This is a genomic window from Leucobacter sp. M11, from assembly GCF_035726885.1.
Taxonomy (GTDB): Bacteria; Actinomycetota; Actinomycetes; order Actinomycetales; family Microbacteriaceae; genus JAPFRB01.
Genome location: NZ_JAPFRB010000001.1, coordinates 712,087 through 730,671, shown reverse-complemented (window position 1 = coordinate 730,671; position 18,585 = coordinate 712,087). Strand labels below are relative to the sequence as shown.

17 protein-coding genes are annotated in these 18,585 nt (G+C 58.3%); 15 read left to right on the top strand and 2 right to left on the bottom strand.

Annotated elements, in window-relative coordinates; all coding sequences use genetic code 11:
- Positions 1-6 precede the first annotated feature (6 nt).
- The 5 genes from OOT08_RS03750 to OOT08_RS03730 are packed head-to-tail and all read left to right on the top strand — an operon-like array spanning position 7 to position 5,372.
- Positions 7-1,359, top strand: a complete 1,353-nt coding sequence (locus tag OOT08_RS03750) for an FAD-dependent oxidoreductase (RefSeq protein ID WP_325091194.1) — start codon at positions 7-9, stop codon at positions 1,357-1,359.
- Positions 1,360-1,362: 3 nt separating this feature from the next.
- Complete coding sequence (locus OOT08_RS03745; RefSeq protein ID WP_325091193.1) at positions 1,363-2,301, top strand: ACP S-malonyltransferase; 939 nt, start codon at positions 1,363-1,365, stop codon at positions 2,299-2,301.
- Complete coding sequence (locus OOT08_RS03740; protein WP_325091192.1) at positions 2,298-3,281, top strand: acyltransferase domain-containing protein; 984 nt, start codon at positions 2,298-2,300, stop codon at positions 3,279-3,281. The genes OOT08_RS03745 and OOT08_RS03740 overlap by 4 nt, the downstream gene beginning before the upstream one ends.
- Before the next feature lie 4 nt (positions 3,282-3,285).
- On the top strand, positions 3,286-4,728 hold the full coding sequence (locus OOT08_RS03735; RefSeq protein ID WP_325091191.1) for an FAD-dependent monooxygenase: 1,443 nt from the start codon (positions 3,286-3,288) through the stop codon (positions 4,726-4,728).
- Positions 4,725-5,372 carry a 4'-phosphopantetheinyl transferase family protein gene (locus OOT08_RS03730; RefSeq protein ID WP_325091190.1) on the top strand — a complete coding sequence of 216 codons (648 nt, stop codon included), beginning with the start codon at positions 4,725-4,727 and terminating at the stop codon, positions 5,370-5,372. The genes OOT08_RS03735 and OOT08_RS03730 overlap by 4 nt, the downstream gene beginning before the upstream one ends.
- A gap of 18 nt (positions 5,373-5,390) precedes the next feature.
- Here the strand turns inward: OOT08_RS03730 and OOT08_RS03725 are convergent, their stop codons facing one another.
- A complete protein-coding gene (locus OOT08_RS03725) occupies positions 5,391-5,738 on the bottom strand; it encodes a MarR family winged helix-turn-helix transcriptional regulator (RefSeq protein ID WP_325091189.1) in 348 nt (115 codons plus the stop codon).
- A gap of 296 nt (positions 5,739-6,034) precedes the next feature.
- Between OOT08_RS03725 and OOT08_RS03720 the strand changes: the two genes are divergently transcribed.
- Genes OOT08_RS03720 through OOT08_RS03710 form a run of 3 tightly spaced genes read left to right on the top strand, consistent with a single transcriptional unit; the run spans position 6,035 to position 7,802 of the window.
- Positions 6,035-6,691 (top strand): hypothetical protein, encoded by a 657-nt coding sequence (locus OOT08_RS03720; protein ID WP_325091188.1) that lies wholly within the window; start codon positions 6,035-6,037, stop codon positions 6,689-6,691.
- Entirely contained in the window at positions 6,688-7,122 is a 435-nt protein-coding gene (locus tag OOT08_RS03715) for a MarR family winged helix-turn-helix transcriptional regulator (protein ID WP_325091187.1), read from the top strand. Before OOT08_RS03720 ends, OOT08_RS03715 begins: the two co-directional genes overlap by 4 nt.
- 56 nt (positions 7,123-7,178) lie before the next feature.
- Positions 7,179-7,802, top strand: coding sequence for an NAD(P)-dependent oxidoreductase (locus OOT08_RS03710; protein ID WP_325091186.1), 624 nt, complete (start codon positions 7,179-7,181; stop codon positions 7,800-7,802).
- 725 nt (positions 7,803-8,527) lie between these two features.
- Here the strand turns inward: OOT08_RS03710 and OOT08_RS03705 are convergent.
- Positions 8,528-9,403 (bottom strand): alpha/beta fold hydrolase, encoded by an 876-nt coding sequence (locus OOT08_RS03705; RefSeq protein WP_325091185.1) that lies wholly within the window; start codon positions 9,401-9,403, stop codon positions 8,528-8,530.
- 371 nt (positions 9,404-9,774) lie between these two features.
- Here OOT08_RS03705 and OOT08_RS03700 point away from each other — a divergent pair, with 371 nt between their 5' ends.
- The 7 genes from OOT08_RS03700 to OOT08_RS19075 all read left to right on the top strand — a co-directional run bounded on the left by OOT08_RS03700 (position 9,775) and on the right by OOT08_RS19075 (position 18,584).
- Positions 9,775-10,929 (top strand): alpha/beta fold hydrolase, encoded by a 1,155-nt coding sequence (locus tag OOT08_RS03700; RefSeq protein ID WP_325091184.1) that lies wholly within the window; start codon positions 9,775-9,777, stop codon positions 10,927-10,929.
- Positions 10,926-11,984, top strand: a complete 1,059-nt coding sequence (locus OOT08_RS03695) for an SDR family oxidoreductase (protein WP_325091183.1) — start codon at positions 10,926-10,928, stop codon at positions 11,982-11,984. The genes OOT08_RS03700 and OOT08_RS03695 overlap by 4 nt, the downstream gene beginning before the upstream one ends.
- 111 nt (positions 11,985-12,095) lie before the next feature.
- Complete coding sequence (locus OOT08_RS03690) at positions 12,096-13,217, top strand: glycosyltransferase (protein WP_325091182.1); 1,122 nt, start codon at positions 12,096-12,098, stop codon at positions 13,215-13,217.
- A 1-nt stretch (position 13,218) separates the two neighbouring features.
- Positions 13,219-14,193 (top strand): transglutaminase-like domain-containing protein, encoded by a 975-nt coding sequence (locus OOT08_RS03685; protein ID WP_325091181.1) that lies wholly within the window; start codon positions 13,219-13,221, stop codon positions 14,191-14,193.
- Positions 14,190-15,848: an AMP-binding protein gene (locus OOT08_RS03680; protein ID WP_325091180.1), complete on the top strand. Its 1,659-nt coding sequence runs from the start codon at positions 14,190-14,192 to the stop codon at positions 15,846-15,848. Before OOT08_RS03685 ends, OOT08_RS03680 begins: the two co-directional genes overlap by 4 nt.
- Before the next feature lie 4 nt (positions 15,849-15,852).
- Positions 15,853-17,400, top strand: a complete 1,548-nt coding sequence (locus OOT08_RS03675) for a class I adenylate-forming enzyme family protein (protein WP_325091179.1) — start codon at positions 15,853-15,855, stop codon at positions 17,398-17,400.
- A complete protein-coding gene (locus OOT08_RS19075; RefSeq protein ID WP_442916162.1) occupies positions 17,397-18,584 on the top strand; it encodes an FAD-dependent oxidoreductase in 1,188 nt (395 codons plus the stop codon). Before OOT08_RS03675 ends, OOT08_RS19075 begins: the two co-directional genes overlap by 4 nt.
- Position 18,585: the final 1 nt, after the last annotated feature.

The following is an 18,585-nucleotide window of genomic DNA, read 5'->3' as shown; positions in this document are numbered from 1 at the left end:
GAGACCATGCTCGACGTTCTCATTGTCGGTGCAGGACCGGTTGGTTCTCTCCTCGCGGGAATACTCGCCACCAACGGTGTGAACGTCGGCATAGTCGATCACTGTAAAGATGATCCTCAGCCACGTGCCATGACGGTGAACGCCAGGACGGCTCAGATCCTCGATACCTTCGATCTCCGCAGCAGTATCCTCCGCCAGGCGCCCATCATGAATGCAAGATTCGCGGGCGCTGATGTCTCCCTCGGAATGGTTGACACGCCCTGGCCGGGACAGTGGCCATGTGAACAGAGTAGACTCACCGCCGCCCTCCGGCATTGGGCAGTCGGAGAAGGGGCTCGTGCGTTGTGGGAGACACGGGTCACTGGCATTACCAGGTACTCCGATCCTTATGCTCTTGTAGACACGGACTCTTCGGAAACGAGCCTTTCCGCGCGCCTTGTCGTCGCAGCGGACGGAACCGATAGCTCTGTGCGACGCACCCTCGCCGTTCCTGTGATCGAAACCGCCGGACAGCGGACCTTCATTACCGCCAACGTCGAAGCAGACGAACTCCCGCCGCATCGGTTTAACCAGACCCCATCGGGGATCGTTCTCTCCACGGGTGAGATCCAGGGGGGCCTCTATCGAGTCATGATGTATCTGCCACCCGATATCGCAACTTATGCGGTGAGGCCCCAAGATGTTCCGGACATCTGGCACCTGGCAACTGGGACGTCATTCACTGGCACCATTGTGAGTACCACCTTCCAAACCGACGGATATCGCTCCGCTCCGATGGCTCCATATCCCCGGGTTGTGCTCTTGGGCGATGCCGCGCATACCCAGCTTCCCGTGGGGGGTTGTTCCCTGAACTATGGCCTCGAAGATGCGTTCGCACTCGCATGGCGAATACCTGAAGTGCTTGAAACCAGTGACACTAGCGGCTTCCGTCAGTTCGCCCTAGAGCGTGACCATGCATGGCAGCGGATGCAGGGGATCCTCCAATCAGAAATCGACGAGAGGTATCCCACATCTGATCCACGGGGCAGAATAATCAAGCCAGATGTCGATGCCGCAGATTTTCTGTCGGGGGTCGATATCGACTATAGCCCGTCCAACACCGGCGCAGGCGGGCTCTTCGGTTGGCCAGCGAACCTACCCTCAGATGCTCGGGCTTTAGTTCAGAACGCACAGCGGACGCTTCGCCACACATCGATTGGATCCGTACGCCCCGATGACAATTCATCCGGCGATGCGGTCTTGGCCGCCGAAGCAGACAGACGACTTGAGGATCTCAGGCCCCCAGATACCGATAACTCAGCTCTGATCCGCCCCGACGGAATCATCGTCACGGTCGCTCATGCATCGAGAGAGGACTAAAGAATGTCGGACATCCTTATTGCGCCGGGCCACGGGGGCCCCATGAACGGAATAGTCACCGAACTTCAGCGATTGCTAGCCACAGAACACGGACAGCGAACCGCGGCCGAGATCCAGTCTGTGGGTTTCAACCTGGACCACGCGATAACCGAGAGTATCCGTGAACCCGCACCACCAAATGAGTGGGCGCAGCCTATCGAATACATTCTCGGATGGTTGTCATGGGACGCACTCGTCGATGAGGGCTGGCAACCGGTGGCAGTAGCAGGCCATAGCCTGGGCGAGTTCTTGTCTTTGGCCGTTTCCGGGGCGTTCAGTTGGTCCGACGGGCTTCACCTTGTTCGGCAATGCGGTGCTGACATGGATCAGCAGGCACGAGACCGTCCGTCGGCGATGAGCGCAATCCTCGGACTCACAGCATCCGAGGCGCAAGAGGTCTGCTCCTCCGTCCTTTCCAACGACGAAGGATGCCTCCAGATCGCCAATATAAATGACCAGAAACAGATTGTTGTCAGCGGAGACGTACACCTCGTCAACGCGCTTGAAAACAGGCTCGCCACCTCAGATGTGGCCCGTGCTATCCGCCTAAACATCCTCGGTGCAGCACACTCTCAGCTGCACCGCAAGAGCCGACTTCTCAACCAGGCGATTCGAACTACGTTCCTTGCGGAGCCATCTCTGCCGGTTTACCTCTCGACATCGCCTGACCCCGTGAGGACCTCTACACAGGCACTCGACAGCATTGCGGGCATCCTAGTGCGACAGGTCCACTGGCCCCGAACACTCGATCGGGTAGTCGCCGACTACCCGGACTTCAAGTTCCGCCTCGCATATCCGGACCGAGCGTTGAGCAAATTTCTTGCTCGCCGAACTCAAAGACGTTCCCACTCAAGACAGCTCCAGGGACCGAGTCCACAACTGACGAACGGGGGATCAGCGTGAACGACTCATCATTACCGGTGAAGGTAGTGTTCGTCGCCGGAGGACAAGGGGCCCAATACCTTGGGATGGGACTCGACCTCTATCGCAACGATGAGCGGTTCCGAAACCATCTTCAAACAGCTCTCCCGACCGACGACCCAACGTTGAACAGCATTCGTATCTCCTGGGAATCTCAAGACGACAGGAGCAAGAACAGCACGCCATACGTACAGACTCTACTGGCAGCGCTCGGATTCGCTTCAGCCCGGAGGCTCTACGATATGGGCCTCGTCCCCGACGTACTTCTCGGCCACAGCGCAGGTGAGTTCGCACTGGCCTGCTCGAGCGGCCTCATCGATGATGCCGAACTTTCAAGGGTGCTTCGACAGCGCGCCATTTTCCTTGACGGGATCGAGGTACCAGGAGCCATGGTAGCTATCCGCGCTTCTGAGCGTGAAGTTCAGCGGATCATTGAGGAAACGGCCTCAACAGTCTTTATCGCCACCGTGAATTCTGTGAATCAATGCGTCGTCGCAGGTGAAAAAGTTGCCGTCGCAAACTTCTGCGCAGAGGCTAAACGGCGATCTATCTTGGCGGTAGCTGCAGAATCCGAGTTACCATTCCACACACCACTGATGCAGGGTCCAGCTGATAGCTTCGCCGCCATCTTGTCAAGCGCCAAGCTCAAGCCCCTCGTGCATCCCTTGTTTTCCACGGTCACGTGTTCATGGCTCACGCCTGCCGAGGCAGTGTCGGCGTGCTTTTGGGCCTCTCACTTGTCCCGCCCGGTTCAATTCTGGCGCTCGATCGAAGCCCTGCTCCAAGACGGAGACTGCGTCTTCATCGATCTCGGGCCTGGAACCTCGCTTTCGGCAATCCTCGGCAGTCACCCCTCCATACGACACGGTGAGTCTCGCGTGATTTCGCTGATGCCTCAACGCTCAGCCGAACCTGGTCATCAGCTCTGGATGGACAGAGCAAGAGCCATCGTGGAGGACTGATCCGATGGCAGGCAAGTACATTGCGGAGTACGCCGATGTCATCATCATAGGTGCGGGTCCGACCGGCCTGATGTTAGCCGTGGACCTCGCGCAACAGGGAGTCAGTTGCATAGTTCTCGAAGAACGGCCACGGAAACGCTCAAATCTCACTCGAGCCTTCTCGCTGCACGCGCGAACCCTCGACCTGCTCCATATTCGTGGCCTAGCAGACCCTATACGCGATCGCGCCGTCTCCGTGCAGTCCATACCCTTCCTATGGGGCCTGGAAGTATCCTTCTCCGAGGTACCCGCTTTCCATCGCGAGATGCTGGTCGTTCCCCAATTCGAAGTTGAGGCCGTGCTCATGGAGCATGCACAGTCCCCCCTTGTAGATATCCACTACGAATCCACCTACATTGGGCACGTTGACGGGCCTCATTCAGTAAGCGTGTCTTATAGACACAATGATCATGTCCGCACTGTCATTGGACGCTTCATCGTCGGAGCGGATGGGTCCCGCAGCGCCACGCGTAACCAGCTAGACATTCAGTTCCCGGGGAAGCGGGTCCTGGCTCATGCGGTCCTCGCCGATGCGCACGTTTTTCCCAGCCCTGAACGGCCCATGGTGATCGCGGCCAATCACGCGGGATTCGTCTTCATGGCGGACTTCGCAGATGGGTACCACCGGATCTTCGGCTGGAGTCGCTCACGAATCCCGGACGAAGCGGGAGCCAGCGATTTCGTGTATTTGCAAGCGACTTGTGGAGACGTCATGGGACGGATCCAAGTCAGCAACCCACGCTGGGTATCGAGATTCAGCAGCTACGAGAGCGTTGCCGACTACTATCGGATGGGACGCGGATTTTTAGTTGGGGATGCTGCGCACGTTCATTCACCGGCCGGAGGCCTGGGTATGAACCTTGGACTACAAGACAGCGTCAATCTTGGCTGGAAACTGGCGAGGGTGATCAAGAACAACGCTGCAGATGGGCTTCTGAAGTCCTACGAATCTGAGATGCGGCCGCTTGCAGAAGCCGCTGTGCGCAGTTCCGGCTCGATGATCCATCGTGCAACGCACCGTCGCGGACTGAGAGCACGTATTGAGGACTTCATAATGTCTACACTGCGGGTCGTCCCAGTTACCAGGAATGCCCTTGAACGCAAACTCGGAGAAGAACTCTCCGGTAGCCGCCTTGGTCTTGCGGCTTCGACATCCTCTCGGAAACTACAATATCGCGATACGGGTACCTTCGCAGCAGACCTACTAGGTGATCCCACCGCGCTTGAGGCGCTCCGAAGCCACAGATATGTGATTGAGGAGCCACGGGGAACTACATGCTTGGAGACTCGATATCCTGGGCTGCCGGTCGGTGCCTCCCGGATTAACCCAACCACAGCAAGCGACTCTGTCCGCATCGTCCGTCCAGATGGATATGTCGAACGCACCATCGATGAGTCACCCCAATGATCTACTCGACCATCGCTAAGTATGAACGATCCACCGTTCTGTGTAGAACGCATACCGTTGGCACTGTGGAGCATCTACTGCACCCGCTTGAACACGAACTGGTAAGCACGTCGGCAATTAGACGGCGTCAATCTTTCGCGCTCGGAAGATTAACCGCCAAAAACGCGCTCCTGGCATTAGGCCAGCCTGTCGATGCAATTCTGCGCACTCCAGCAGGTGCGCCAGTGTGGCCGGAAGCCACACGCGGAAGCATCAGCCACTGCGACGGACTCGCCGTGGCGCTCGTCAGCACTGATGCAGCCATCACCGGTGTCGGCATTGACGTCGAAGTTTGTCGGCCCTTGCCGCCACATGTTAAGGCCGCAATGGCCGCCCGTGACTTTGAGTACGATGAGCTGATCGGCACACCGGATCTTCATCGTTTGCCGTTCACAGCACGAGAAGCTGCCTTCAAGGCGCTCCCACCAGCGGCACAACGTAGAGAGTCAGTCTTAGACATGGACGTCAGCTATCAAACCTTGAACGAGTGGTCTGGGGAATTTCGAGTCCGCTCGGGATCCTTGCGTTCAGCTAAACACGTAGGCCGCTGGGAGAGAATTGGCGAATCCCACCTAATGGCCTGGATTCTGGTAGCTGATTCCTAATTTCAATACATGAGGGTTTTAGACCGGTGGCTGCTTCATATGGTAAAACTCGCTCACGCCCTCAAGATAGCGAGCGACTATCTCAAGCTCTTCGACAGAGAACGTCTCGCTTAACGAATCAAACTCTTCGTCTGTATTCCCATACATCGTCTTCAAGGGCGCGATAGCTTCTTCTTCCAGTTCCAGAATAATGCGCCGACGATCAACTGGGTCAGGAGATCTATTTATGAACCCCCCCGCCTCAAGTCGGTCGACGAGTTTCGTGACCGTGCTCGTCGGCATCCCAGTAGCGTCGGAAATCCCCCGGGGGGTGCGAATGTCATCACGAAGGGTCAGGAGATGAAGAATCTGAAAGTCTGTGACCAACAGACCATGCTGTCTAGCCACTCGCTCATTTCCGAGAATTGCAGCTACCAGTTGCCTCTGCAGCGCTCGTCTGACGCGAAGGACCGGACTCTCTTCCACAACCGTTCCCCTTTCGCGGCACCAACGTCCACTTGTCCCGATTCAGGACATTCCGTATCGGCTGACGATCTTACCACTCTACACCTGGCCCCTCCCTGACTCTCGGGCGACGCCCCGAGCCTTCTGGCACCCAAGGCTAGCGAATATTGTATGGGGTGCATATGATATTGTTACCATACAATCACTGAAGGAGGAGCATGCAGTTCCTAGAGCCGCACGACGCCCCGTACACCTACCTCGCGTGGAGTATCGATCTCCGTACGACCGGTCCGTTTGTCCGCAAGAGCACTACCAGGGATGGCGCACGAGCGAGCCTGCTGGAGATCGCGAACGACCTTCGCAAGCATGAGGATGTCGAAGTGGTGCGCGTCTTGGAAACCACCTTCGTTCCTCCAATGAAGGGCATACCACAATATGACCTAGTCCTTCTCGTCCGGGCGCAAGGAGATTATCGTCCACGAATCCTCGAGCGGACAAACGACGCAGGCCTCCCAGAACCATCTCTTGCAGCGACCGTGAACAATGCTGGGCTCTTTGGCGATACGGATGCCTTTGATGGGCCTTTCATGCTCAATCATTTCGCTGGCACAACAGATCCGAATGCCGCCGTCGACGCGTGGAAATCCGTCTCTCGGTGGTACATGGACAAGCTCGACGTTGACAATTCGACTCTGCTCAGGTTTGGCGCCGGGGAGGACTGGATCATCGTCAACTACGCCCGGATCCCCGCCCCCGTCCCGATGTTCCTCATCGGACAGCTCTTTCGGCCTAGCTTCTACCGCAACGTACGGGCTCAACTCAGTGAGGTTGGCATGGATGCCTTCCCCATCTTCACCCGCCGCGTGAGCGCATGAAGATGCTCAACTACCAACGGGAGGTTCTCCTCCAGCTCCGAGCTCTCGGCACCGAGATGGCGCTTTTCAACCGTCATGTGGCGGCGTCGATCGGAATCAAAGAAATTGACCTTGCTGTTCTCGACGTACTCACCGCAGCAGGACCTCTGTCGCCGACACAGTTATCGGCGCGGACGAGGATACACGCCGCGACTATGACCGGAATTCTCACACGCCTCGAGAACGACGGATGGATTGAACGCCAGCCGATCCCCGGCGACCGGAGAGCAATACAAATCGTGCCGGTCAATCCTCAACGCTTCGATGCGGTCTTCGCCGAAGTCAACCTTCGGATTCTCGACGTCTTTTCCACGCTGAATGAGCAGGAGTCCGGTAGGCTCTGCGAGCTCCTTGCTGGAATCTCCCGGAGCGTTCGCGAGTTCAAAGAATAGACCCAGCATCGTGCAATTCCGAAGAGAAAGGTTCTATCCACTCTATGAGAATCCTAGTGCCCGGTGCAACCGGCACCGTGGGAGGACACGTGGTCGAGCAGGCTCTCGCACGCGGCCACGACGTCACCGCCATTGCAAGAAACCCGGCGAAGCTTACAGTAAGCCATCCGCGGTTGACCAAGATCGCCGTTGATATTCTCGACGGACCGGCTGTAAAGCCGTGCCTCCGAGGCATTGACGCCGTCATCAGCACTGTGGGAATCGGCACTTCCAAGACCCCAACGACCCTGTACTCTAAGGGAACTAAGAACCTTCTCTCAGGCATGAGTGAGCATGGCGTCAGCCGTATCGTCGTCATCTCCTCCGAGGTTGCCGAGCATTGGGCCCATCAGGGTCCATTTAAACTCTGGGTCGTCCTGCCGCTCCTCCAACGATTCCTCGGAGCCACGTATGACGATATGCGCCGCATGGATATTGTTCTGTGGGAGAGCCACGCGCGGTGGACGGCCATCAGGGCACCTCGGATCCAACCCATGAAAACGAAAGGTCAGTATCGCTTCAGTGCTAACAAACCACTCCGTCGTGGTTGGCTTATCTCGCCTCCCGACATGGCGACCGCGCTGCTGGATATCGCAGAACGCAACGACCTTGATCGGCGTCATGTCTATGTAGCGAACTAAGGAATCCGCGGAATCCGACTACGGGCATCCTGCTTTCCTAGGTGATGTGGGAATACTTGCCCGTCTCATAGGCAAAGCGTCACGGGCTCCCACACACCGATTTTAATCCGCATCCGAACTCTGCGGCTCATAATCCACTCCGCAGGGTGGCAACCCGCACCTGCTGTAGATAGTGAACAGCTCGCGTCAGGTGGTGGAAGAGAGGGACGGGGCCCGTCCGTTCGCAGAAGCACCTGGAAGTAGGGCTGCAGATTCTAGCGTGGACGGCAAGCTCATTTTCGACCTCACGATCGCTGACTGCCTACACTGGTCAATTCGGGTTGTCTCCAATTGAGATCTGCCGCTTCCACCCTCACGAATCGCCATGTCACCTTGGCGCACACCGCCCCAGCACGTACCGACCCTCGGAGAATGTCATCGCAACGGGCATCGTTGCCGACGCTGATGCCATGACACTCGCTGGCTTGGATAGCCTTTACGGACCAATGCGGCATGTCCACAGATACCTCGCGGCCGAGATCAACTCGACTGTCCGAGCGCACATCCAAATCCGCGACCGCTGACAGCTCGCGACGATCACCGTTCTCAAACACATCCGCGGCGGAACGGGAGGGTGGTCTTTCCAACCAGAACGGAAGCGCACCCTAAATTGGTACCGAACCCCGCAACTTCAGCAATTGTCCAACCATCGCGACCGCCCCTATGTCCCCTGCCTTTTGGACGAGCTAAACGGGCCTCTCTCCACGAGAATAGAAATCCGCCAGGCGAACCGCAACAAGCTTTGGCCTGCCGCTATTTGTGGGCCCAAGGTGGTTAGCGCCTCGTATTCGTACTCGCTCAACATGCGGCAGCTCTCTTTCGAGAGTGTCGAGCGCTGCAACAAGCGCCTCGTTCATGCGGAAGCCACTCATTAACAGTACTCTCGCTCGGATTTCGGGCACCGAGATCCCCATCGCTCGAGCTTCATCGACAATACAAGCGTCTTGGGTGAAAGCCTGCAAGCGGTCAACAAGCGCCTCTCCAGAAGTGCCCCGGCCCCACCGCAGAGCGATAGCGGCGGCAGCTCTCAGAATGATGTTCGGTTTTCTCTTGAGAGCGCCATTAAAGAACACCGCAGAAATCATTCTCGCCAGAGCGGTGCTGCACCGTCCTTCTCGAATCAACTGGGCAACTTCCCCCGCCCAGTCAAATTGATCCTGGTAGCCAGCTGTAGGCAATGGCGGTTCATACACCGCGATCGAATCGATAAGCTCCGGAGCAAGGTGCGCAGCCTGTAGGGAAATTAGCGCACCACTCGAGTGGCCAAACATATAACGCACGCCCATCGCTCGCGCCACACCAATTACGTCGGTTGCCTCATTGTCGATGCTTGGCTGAGCAGCAAGGTGACGACTCGCACCTCGTCCGCGACGTTCGACAACAAAGGTAGTGAACGACTTGGCCAGCCGATCAGCGAGACGGGTGAAGTCAGCCGCAGTCTCAAGTCCTCCCGGGATCAGGATGACGCCAGGTCCATGCCCTCGCACTCGAACCGGCAATAGTGCGGAATCGTTTTCTAAGTAACCTCTTCTTCGGACCACTGTACCCCTTGGATGATTCATTATTGCCGTCGTCTCGACGCACGCTACGCATTTCCTCGTTGATCCTGCAGCTCAAATGAGCCACCCTGAACCCACCGCAAATTACTCTGCCAAGCTGATTGCCTCCGCCCCGTTGCTCCCGCCGAACGTCCCCTGGATTAGAGTCTAGACGAGATGTTCCCGATGCGGTACTATCCTTAATGTGGACGTTTGTGGAAGGTATCGGGAGGTGGCGTGTTCCTTTGCGTCACCGCAGACCCGACATGTGGGCGGACCGAAAGGCGACCTGCTAACTGCAAGGTTCGATGGTTTGGCCCGGCGTCCGCACGCGAGGCAAATCCCCGCGCGGTGGGTTCCACTCATCGCGCCTGAGCGTTCTGGGAGCAGAGCACATGGCATTCAAGACACCTGACCTCCGCTACCGGCCGAACTCGACGGTCGACCTCGGCGGCGAATGCGCCGTCTACACCGAGTTGTACGACCGAGCTACTGAGCCGGTCGTTGTCTTCCTCAACAACTTCTACATTGTCGCGCCGATGTGGCGCGGCTATCTTGGGCGAGTGATCGATCAGCACTCTGTGCTGCTGTATGACCTTGAAAATCAGGGTGGATCCTCGGTCGTTGAGGAGCCCTCAATTGATAGTCATGCGGAAACATTACATGCCCTGCTGCAAGCCATCGGGAAAAGCAGGGTTATCCTCGTTGGTACTTCTGCCTCCTGCGTCATAGCCACCCGATATGCCGAACTTCACCCGGAGTCGGTTGTGGGACTCCTCCTCATCGGACCGTCCATGACGCCTAGCGCCGATCCTATCCGCAAAGCCACGGAGCGAGCCCTGATGAACTCGCTCCGATTGGGTGGCATCGAGGCTCTTTGGGATCATCTGTACTCTTTCGTTTTCTCGGTGAGTACCATGAACAAGCTTGGCGCATCAGGGTATCTCGGCCTCCGTTCGGCCTTCATGGCTCTTCACCGTCAAGACCCGATGCTTGCAAACATGCGCTCGGCCGCAGTCAGCAGCACTTCTTTCCACTCCCTCCTTTCGCTGCCGATCCCTACGCAGGTCACGGTCGGCGACCAAGACATGTTGTGGCAGGGTGAGCAAATCGAGGAGGCACGCGCGGCCTTCACTGCTCCGGGACATAGTATTCGCGTACTCGAGGGGCTTGGCCACCTGCCGTACCTCGAAGATGCCGAGCGATTCCAGGATGTGGTTCTGGACTTCGTCTCTTACTTGCTCAACCGAGAGAACCCGTCGCCGAGCACATTAGGTGGTGCGATAGGACCCAGCACCGAAGACGTCGCCCTGGTCCTCGCGGAGGTACTCGAGCACAAGATCGCCCTTGAGGTGCTCAAGGAGAAGTCCCTAGCTGATATTGGTGTCGAGTCATGGGCGTTCACTGCGTTTCTCGCTCGCTTGGAAGACGCCTTTCACTTCCAATGGGACTTCGATGCCGCAGCGGAAGTCTTCATGAGCTCGGCAACTATCGCAGAACATATTCGTGGCACTGTAAGCGCTGCGCCCGACAGGAAAGAGCAGGCATGATTCATCTCGTCACCGGAGCCACAGGTTTCATTGGCTCCCGGCTTGCTCTTGAGCTTCTTAGGCTAGGTCCCGACCACAGAGTCATCGCGTTGGCGCGTGATTCTCAAAGTCTCCCTGCCGAGAAGCGGGTGTTAGACAAGCTCCGCGAAGCGGCCTCAAAGTACCGCCTCAACGGGCTCGGGCATGCGATTGAAGACCGCATAGATGTCGTTGCCGGAGACTTTGAAGCACTACCGAACCTGCCCGTCACCATTGACAAAGCCTGGCACACCGCTGCATCCCTTAAGTTCCTAGATCGAGACGCCGAGGAGATCTGGGCCTCGAACGTCTTCGCTGTGGAGAATCTCGTCGCCTGGCTCGAAGCAAACGACGTCGGCGAAATCAACCATGTCTCGACTGCCTACGTCGCCGGAATCGCCGAAGGCACTATCCCGGAGACCGGCTACGATCCGACGGTCCCAACGAACAACTTCTATGAGAAGAGCAAACGCATGGGCGAGGACATCGTCGTGCGCTCCACGTTACCTTACCGCATCATGCGCCCGTCAATCGTGGTCGGCGACAGCAGCACATTCGAAACGATGTCGGCGGCGGGTCTTTACGGCTTCCACCGCAGCGTACGGATGTTCAAGAAAAGGGTGGCCGCCCATTTCGGTGAACTATTCACCAATACTCAGGTGAACCTGATCACAAACCCGGAAGCTCGCGCCGACTTCGTCACCGTGGATCGATGTGTAGGGGGGATGGTCCTAGCTGGCATGGGTGAAGCGCCCCTTGGATCCATTACCCATCTGACGAACCCCGCCGCCCCGAATATGGCGGACACACTTTCGACAGTCTTCTCTGTTCTTGGCCTACGCACGCCGAAGTTCGTCTCGTCTTCCGGTCAGCTGTCGTCGATCGACAAGGAGTTGGGGGAGAAGATCGATTTCTACGCACCTTATATCAAGCAAGCGAAAGAGTTTGAGCACCGTAGCTCGGTTGTCGAGGAAATCACGACATTCCCCATAGCCGTGCCGGAGTTGGAGCGCCTTCTTCTGGCGGTGTCGCGTTGACACTAACAGTCAGACCACACATTCTGCCCCCCGACTCGCATTCCGCTCGAAAGGGAAAGACCTATGACGATCTTCGAACACGACTGCACCCACCTTTGATAGGCGTGTGAGATGAGAGCATTATTCCTGACTGCCGACCTGGGCGGCAATGTTCCACCGTTCCTCGCCGTCGCCAAGGAACTCGCCAATCGGGGAATCGAGATCGAGATGGCAGGCCTCCAATCGGGCCGTGTTCCCTATGCCCAACCTCATTTTCTTGCGGCCATTGCGGCAGGCCCAGAAGGCGGCAAGGGCCTAGCGAAGTCCGGAGCGATGATGCGACTCATGGCTGGTCGCTCAACGGCCACCCAGGTCTCAACGCTTATAGCTGAGCGGAGGCCCGACGTTATTGTGGTCGACTGCATGTTTGCCGCCGCCCTGCGTGGGACGCTCGGAGCCGATATACCCGTGGCTGTTTTATTTCACTCAATCGGCCGGTTCTGGTTTAGCTCCTTCGATCGTCAGGCAGGCTTGGGTCTGGGAATTATCGGCCTACGACCTCGGAAACTGTGGGCCGCTGCGGATCTTCGGCTCATTCTCACTGCCCCCGAACTCGACCCCGCCAGTTCTGACCCTAAGTTTCAGGATTACGTTTGGACCGGAACGACAGAAAAAGGGGTGGAAGCCGCGCAACGAGAAACGGCAAGCCACCCCCGTGTGCTTGTCGCGCTCTCCAGCACGGACTGGCCCGGCATGCTCCCTGTCTATCGCCGCATTGTCGCCGCTCTCTCGGAGCTACCCGTCGACGCGCTCGTCACGACCGGCGGTGTAGATCTCGGTGGAAGGCTTGAAGGTACCCCCAATGTCAAGGTATTGAATTGGGCTGACCACGCTGAGATTCTTCCCACGGTAGACCTCGTCATTGGCCATGGGGGACACTCAACAACCCTCAAGACACTCGCTCATGGCATTCCGCTGCTCATCCTTCCGATCAATCCAATCTCAGACCAAAGAATTATAGGCCGCACAGTGCAAGCCGCAGGTCTTGGCAGAACGCTGCCGAAGTCCACGCATGAGCCCCGTCTCGCTGAGACGGTCGCAGGGATGCTTGCCGACGGCAACTTACGAGAACGCGCTTCTGCCAACGGTCGCAAGCTTCGGGCGGCAGACCCTGGCGAAAAGGTCGCAGCCGATCACATCCTCGGCCTACTAGAAGGGAAAGGTCGGGAGACCAGTGGAGGAGACAGAGCCTAAGATGCATGATTACACCGTGATACGAGCGGGAGAACCTGGCGTGCGATATCCCCTCAATGCCGAACGCAGAGCAGACCGTCTTGTCGACGCGGACCAGGCCAAGGCATTTCTTGGCCTTGACACCCCGACTTTTGAGGAGAACGCAGTCCGTCGCGATCAACTACCTCGAGTCGGAAATAGTTTCGCGTACCATGACCTCGTCGCCATGGCCTTAGATCGCGATCTTCCCAGAAGCGTGCCTACACTCGCGTTGAGAATGATGATGCGTTTTGCCGACCAATCCCGTGAAGCACTGGTAGCTACGGTGCGGTGGGAGTTCCGCATGCCGCTCGGTGAATCGGAGATAGAGGGAGGAGGTGAACTCGTCCTCCGTGACCCCACGGTCGCACACATGGAACTGCACGGGAGCTTCCTTAGGTCCTCGTCCGGAGATGGCTGGCTGATGCCACGCAAGAGCGGCACTGTCATCGAGGGAACTATGGACACCGAAGGAAAACAGTCCGGCCTCATAAACCCTGCGGCCTCAGCTCTCTTTGACGAGATTCTTGGGATATTCCGTTCTGACCTAGTTCGCTTTCAATGGGTGAGTGATTTCGGACGCGCAGAATGGGAACGTACGTGGGAGTCAGGAAGAGCTGACTGCGTTGTCCTTGCACGCACTGCAAACCGCATGCTCCTGAAGCGGGGCCTGACTACACGCTTCCAGTGGGGCAGGATTCTCGGCATGCTCGATGCCCGCCATGTATGGACAGAGATCCTCGACGACGATGGTGCATGGAAGCGCTTCGATCCGCTTCTCCAACTCAATTCAGAGAGGCTCTGGGGACAGGGCGACATTCGCGGGACATTCTTCAAGGGCGGCGCAGCTAACGCCATGCCGGGGTGGCCTGGTGAGTCCTCAATGCTCGTCCGCCGCGACGGCGGTGCCGAACACGACCTGTTCCCTGCATTCACTGCTAGAAGGGTCGACGCATGAGTCAGGTCGACGTGCGCGCAGAAATCTTCGGGCTCAGTGGTATCGACGTGTCCGCGACTTCGCGAAACACCGCTTTTCACGAAATGGGACTCAGTAGTCTCGACACTGTCGCTCTGGTGGTAAGGATCGAGGACCGTCTCGAAGCGTCTATTCCATACGAAAAGCTCTCGACCGTAGAGACACTAGGAGATCTCGAGGACCTCGTCTCTGAAATTAGGCGCGGGATCGAAACAGACAGCACGGCAGTCCTGAACATGTTCGCCTGTGAGGATGAGCGAACTGCCCGCGCGCTATCAAACGCCACAACGATCGGACAGCAGCTCGAGATCGCTGTCCAAGAGCACCCGGATCTCATTCTCCGTGATGACCGTTCCTGCATAACATTGGCGGAAATGTGGCACTCGCTCGACCGAGTGCGTGAAGAAATATGTACGCGTGATGCGGACGCCCCATGCGTAATCCGCCCCGCCAACGACCTCCAAGGCATCGCCCAACTCCTGGCTGCGCTTTCCAGCGGTCTTACACCACTGGTACTAGTCCCCTCTGCCGACGAGACTAACCTTGATGCACTGCGCCAGGCTGTTGCAGAAGGCAATGTCCCCAGCAATACGGCTCTTTTCCTCACCACAGGCGGAACGACTGGTACTCCAAAGATAATTCCACGTTCACACAGCAGCTACCTGCAGACAGCGTGGCTAACATCCCGAAACGCGGAGCTGACTGATTCAGACGCGTACCTCACTGCTCTTTCCATCGCTCACAACTACGCACTCGCTTGCCCGGGCGTGCTCGGGGCAATCCTCTCTGGTGCGTCCGTTGGAGTGACTGAGTCCCGTCGGTACCAGGATGTTGTCGGCCAGATTGAGCGACATGCGGCCACGGTGCTCCCCGTAGTTCCGTCGATGCCTAGACAATGGGCCGGGCACAAGGGACAGAAGACCAGCGCCTTGCGGCTTGTCCAGGTCGGTGGCTCACCAGTGATTCCGACAGATGTCTCGACGTTAAACCGGCTGTTTTCCTGCCAGGTGCAAACCTCCTTCGGTATGGCGGAAGGGTTGCTGGCACAGTCGTCCCCTGAGGACGGCGATGACATGCGCCTCGCTGGAATAGGGAGAATGCTCTCAATCGACGATGATTACCGAATCGTTGATGCCCGTCCCGACGGCGCTGGAGCGCTCGAGCTTCGCGGCCCGTATACGATCACACAATACATTGCCTCGGGTGAGGTCAACGCGACGAAGTTCACGCCGGACGGTTGGCTTCGGACTGGCGACCTGGCCGTCCCTGTCGACGACCACAGGTTCCGGGTACTTTCCCGTGCCGACGACATGATCAATCGCGGCGGGGAGCTTATCGACCCTGCATCGGTCGAGGCTTTGGTTGGCTCCCACCCGTCCGTCCGTGGAGTCGTGGTCCTCGGCCGCCCGCACCCTCTGTATGAGCAGATCGTCCAGGCCGTCGTCGAACTAGATCCCGGCCAGAATTCAGACGCGGTGATGCAGTGGCTCCGCACTCGGTACCCAAATGCAACGACTCTCCCCGACGCACTCCGCGCGGTCAGGGCAATCCCGCGCACGCCTATGGGGAAGACTGACACTGTCGCTCTGCGCGCTGAACTCGGCTTCCCCCCTTCCTCAACGCCGGGGAAAGGATAATCATATGGATCTCGTCGACCAGCTTAAGCGTCGCGCCGAAGAAGGCCGATGGATTGACACTCCCGCTTTTTCCGAGGAGGGCAGGACCACTGTTCTCACCCACGCGCAGGTATTCGATGCCGCAGAATCTCTCGCCGCGGTTCTCGCCGGTCAAGGCATACTTGAGGGCGAGGCTGTCGCACTGCTTCTTGGTGACCGGCTTGAGTGGCCCGTGGCCTTCCTCGCCTGTGCACGTGCGCGTGCAGTCGCCGTGCTTGTTAATCCGGATGCCTCCCTCGCGACGCTTGAGGAGCTTTACCAGCTCGGGGAGGTCTCGTTACTGCTCGTCCATGACGAGGATCGGACAAAACTCGTCGACCGCCGAAGCGGAGTAGTCCGCGCAGAGTGGTCACTTGAACGAGCGCTCGAGGAGGGCCCGCCAAGTGTGCATCTCAGTGGAGCGCCGCTCGATTCGCCTCTATATCTCCAGTTCTCCTCCGGCACGTCGGGGCATCACAAGGCCGTCCGTCACCGCGGTGAACATCTCGAATTATTCCACCGCTCTGTTGGGGAGAGTGCCCTCGCCCTCGGCCCCGACGACGTGCTCTACTCGGTGTCGCAGCTGTACTTCACATACGGTTTCAACAACCAGTTCGTCTACCCGCTGTTCTCCGGAGGCTCCGCAATTTTGCGCCCCGAGCGACGACGACCAGAGGAAATCGCGACCGCCATCAATGAACTCAGCCCGACGGTCCTCTTTTCCGTCCCGTCCAGCCTCGCCTTAACCGCCGACGCGGTGCGCAGACACGGAGGGACCTCCAGCCAACTGCGTGCGATCGTTTCAGCTGGGGAAAAACTCCCGGCGTTCGTTGAGGAGGCCGTTGAGTCTGAGCTCGGTGCTCCGGTGCTTGAGCAAATCGGGTGCACGGAAGTCGGCAACGCAATCTGTGCGAATCGTCTCGCCAACCGTTCAATACATAGTTGCGGAACACCTTGCCCCGGTATCGATGTTGAGGTACGTCCGCCATGGGACGAGGAAGCAGCGATTTCTGCCGACCCGATTTTCAAGGATGTTGGTGACCTATGGGTCCGAAGCGCGACGATACCAGCCACTGCGCGCACTGTTAACGGCGATATCCGTCTTACCGACGCTGAGGGCTGGCTGCGCACCGGCGACCTAGCTCGTTGGAACTACGAAGGAGCACTTGTCGTCTTAGGCAGGTCTGACGACATGCTCATGAGCGGTGGGATCTCTGTATCGGCGCTACGGATCGAACAAACCATACGGGCCTCAGGGCTCGTCATCGACACAGCCTTGGCCTCGATAGTTGGTAAGGACGGCAAGTCCTTCCTCGTTGCGCTGGTAGTTCCAGCTACAGCCGAACGGTGGGACGGTCTCACTGTGCTTCTTAACGCCCACTGCCGAAAGAACCTCGACCGCTATTGCATCCCAAATGTACTGCTTGAGGCCAACGAGGTCCCGCGCACGCCGAGCGGCAAGATCCGCCGCCACCTTGTGGCCGAACGTGCCGGTGTCCTGCTCGAGATGCAAAAAGGAAGTGAGGACCGGTGAACTCGGAAAAGCGGCGTGTTGTCGTCATCGGAGCTGGACCGGCAGGACTCGTCGCGGCACTGTCTCTACGCGCCCGGGGCATCGAGCCGCTTGTGGTCGAAGCGAAAGGACCGGGCGAGCTCGTGCCTGGCAGTCGCGCTCTTTTTGTCCACCGAGAGTCGATGGCTGTCGTTGAGGCTGTGAGCCCGGGAACTGGACAGACGATCTCTGAAGCGGGGATTATGTGGGCTGCTAGGGAAACACGATACTCCGGACAACGGGTGTTTCATCGTGTCGATCGGCGGGTGGGTAGTTCCTCCGGAGGAATCGCACAGTACTCATCATTACGGCAATCGGCCACCGTCGCCATCCTTCGCGAGGCATGTGAGCAAGCAGGCATTGAGATTCGTACCTCATGTCCTGTCGAGGCGGTCGATGTCGTTGGCAATGGTGTCGTGCTTTCCACTCCGTCGGGGTTGGTCCTAGCTGAGCGTGTAATTGCCGCCGACGGAGCGCGCTCTGTGGCCAGGAAAGGTATCGACTCTAGGCTTGAAGGCCCTCGCCTTGACGGTCACCACGTCGTCGTCGACCTCGCAACTCCTGCTAGCGCCCACCCTCGGTCCAAAAGAGTCCTCCACTACAAGGTCCCGAGTCTCGAGAAGAGGAATCTTCTCATCATCCCGTTCGCCGGCGGCTTCCAACTCGACGTGCAGGCCAAATCGAAAGAGGACGCTGATCGACTCAGGGATGTATCGACTTGGTTGAGTTGTGTCGCCCCGGAAGCCTCCCAGGAGGACGTGTCGTGGGTATCGACTTATCGTTTCACAACGGCGGTAGCGACCTCGCTGTCGGATCCAACAGGGCGGGTGCTTCTCGTCGGCGAGGCTGCGCACCTCTTCCCGCCCTTCGGCGCCCGGGGCATGAACTCAGCGATCGCCGACGCGCACGCAGCTGCCGAGGCCGTCGCGATCGACGCTTCCACCGGATCATCTGCAGCAACAATGCGCTTCGCTGAAACTCGACAGGCGGCAGCGCGAGTGAACGCTGAGGCGGCGACTCGCGGTTTCCGCGTACTTCATCCTTCACGTAGATACCGGGCCGCACAGTGGTCTGCCGCACAGGCGAGCCGCTTCCTAACGAGCGCCGGTCGCTGGCTCGAGGACGCTCCGTTCACAGTCGGCAGTCGAACCGGTGGAAGGTACTGAT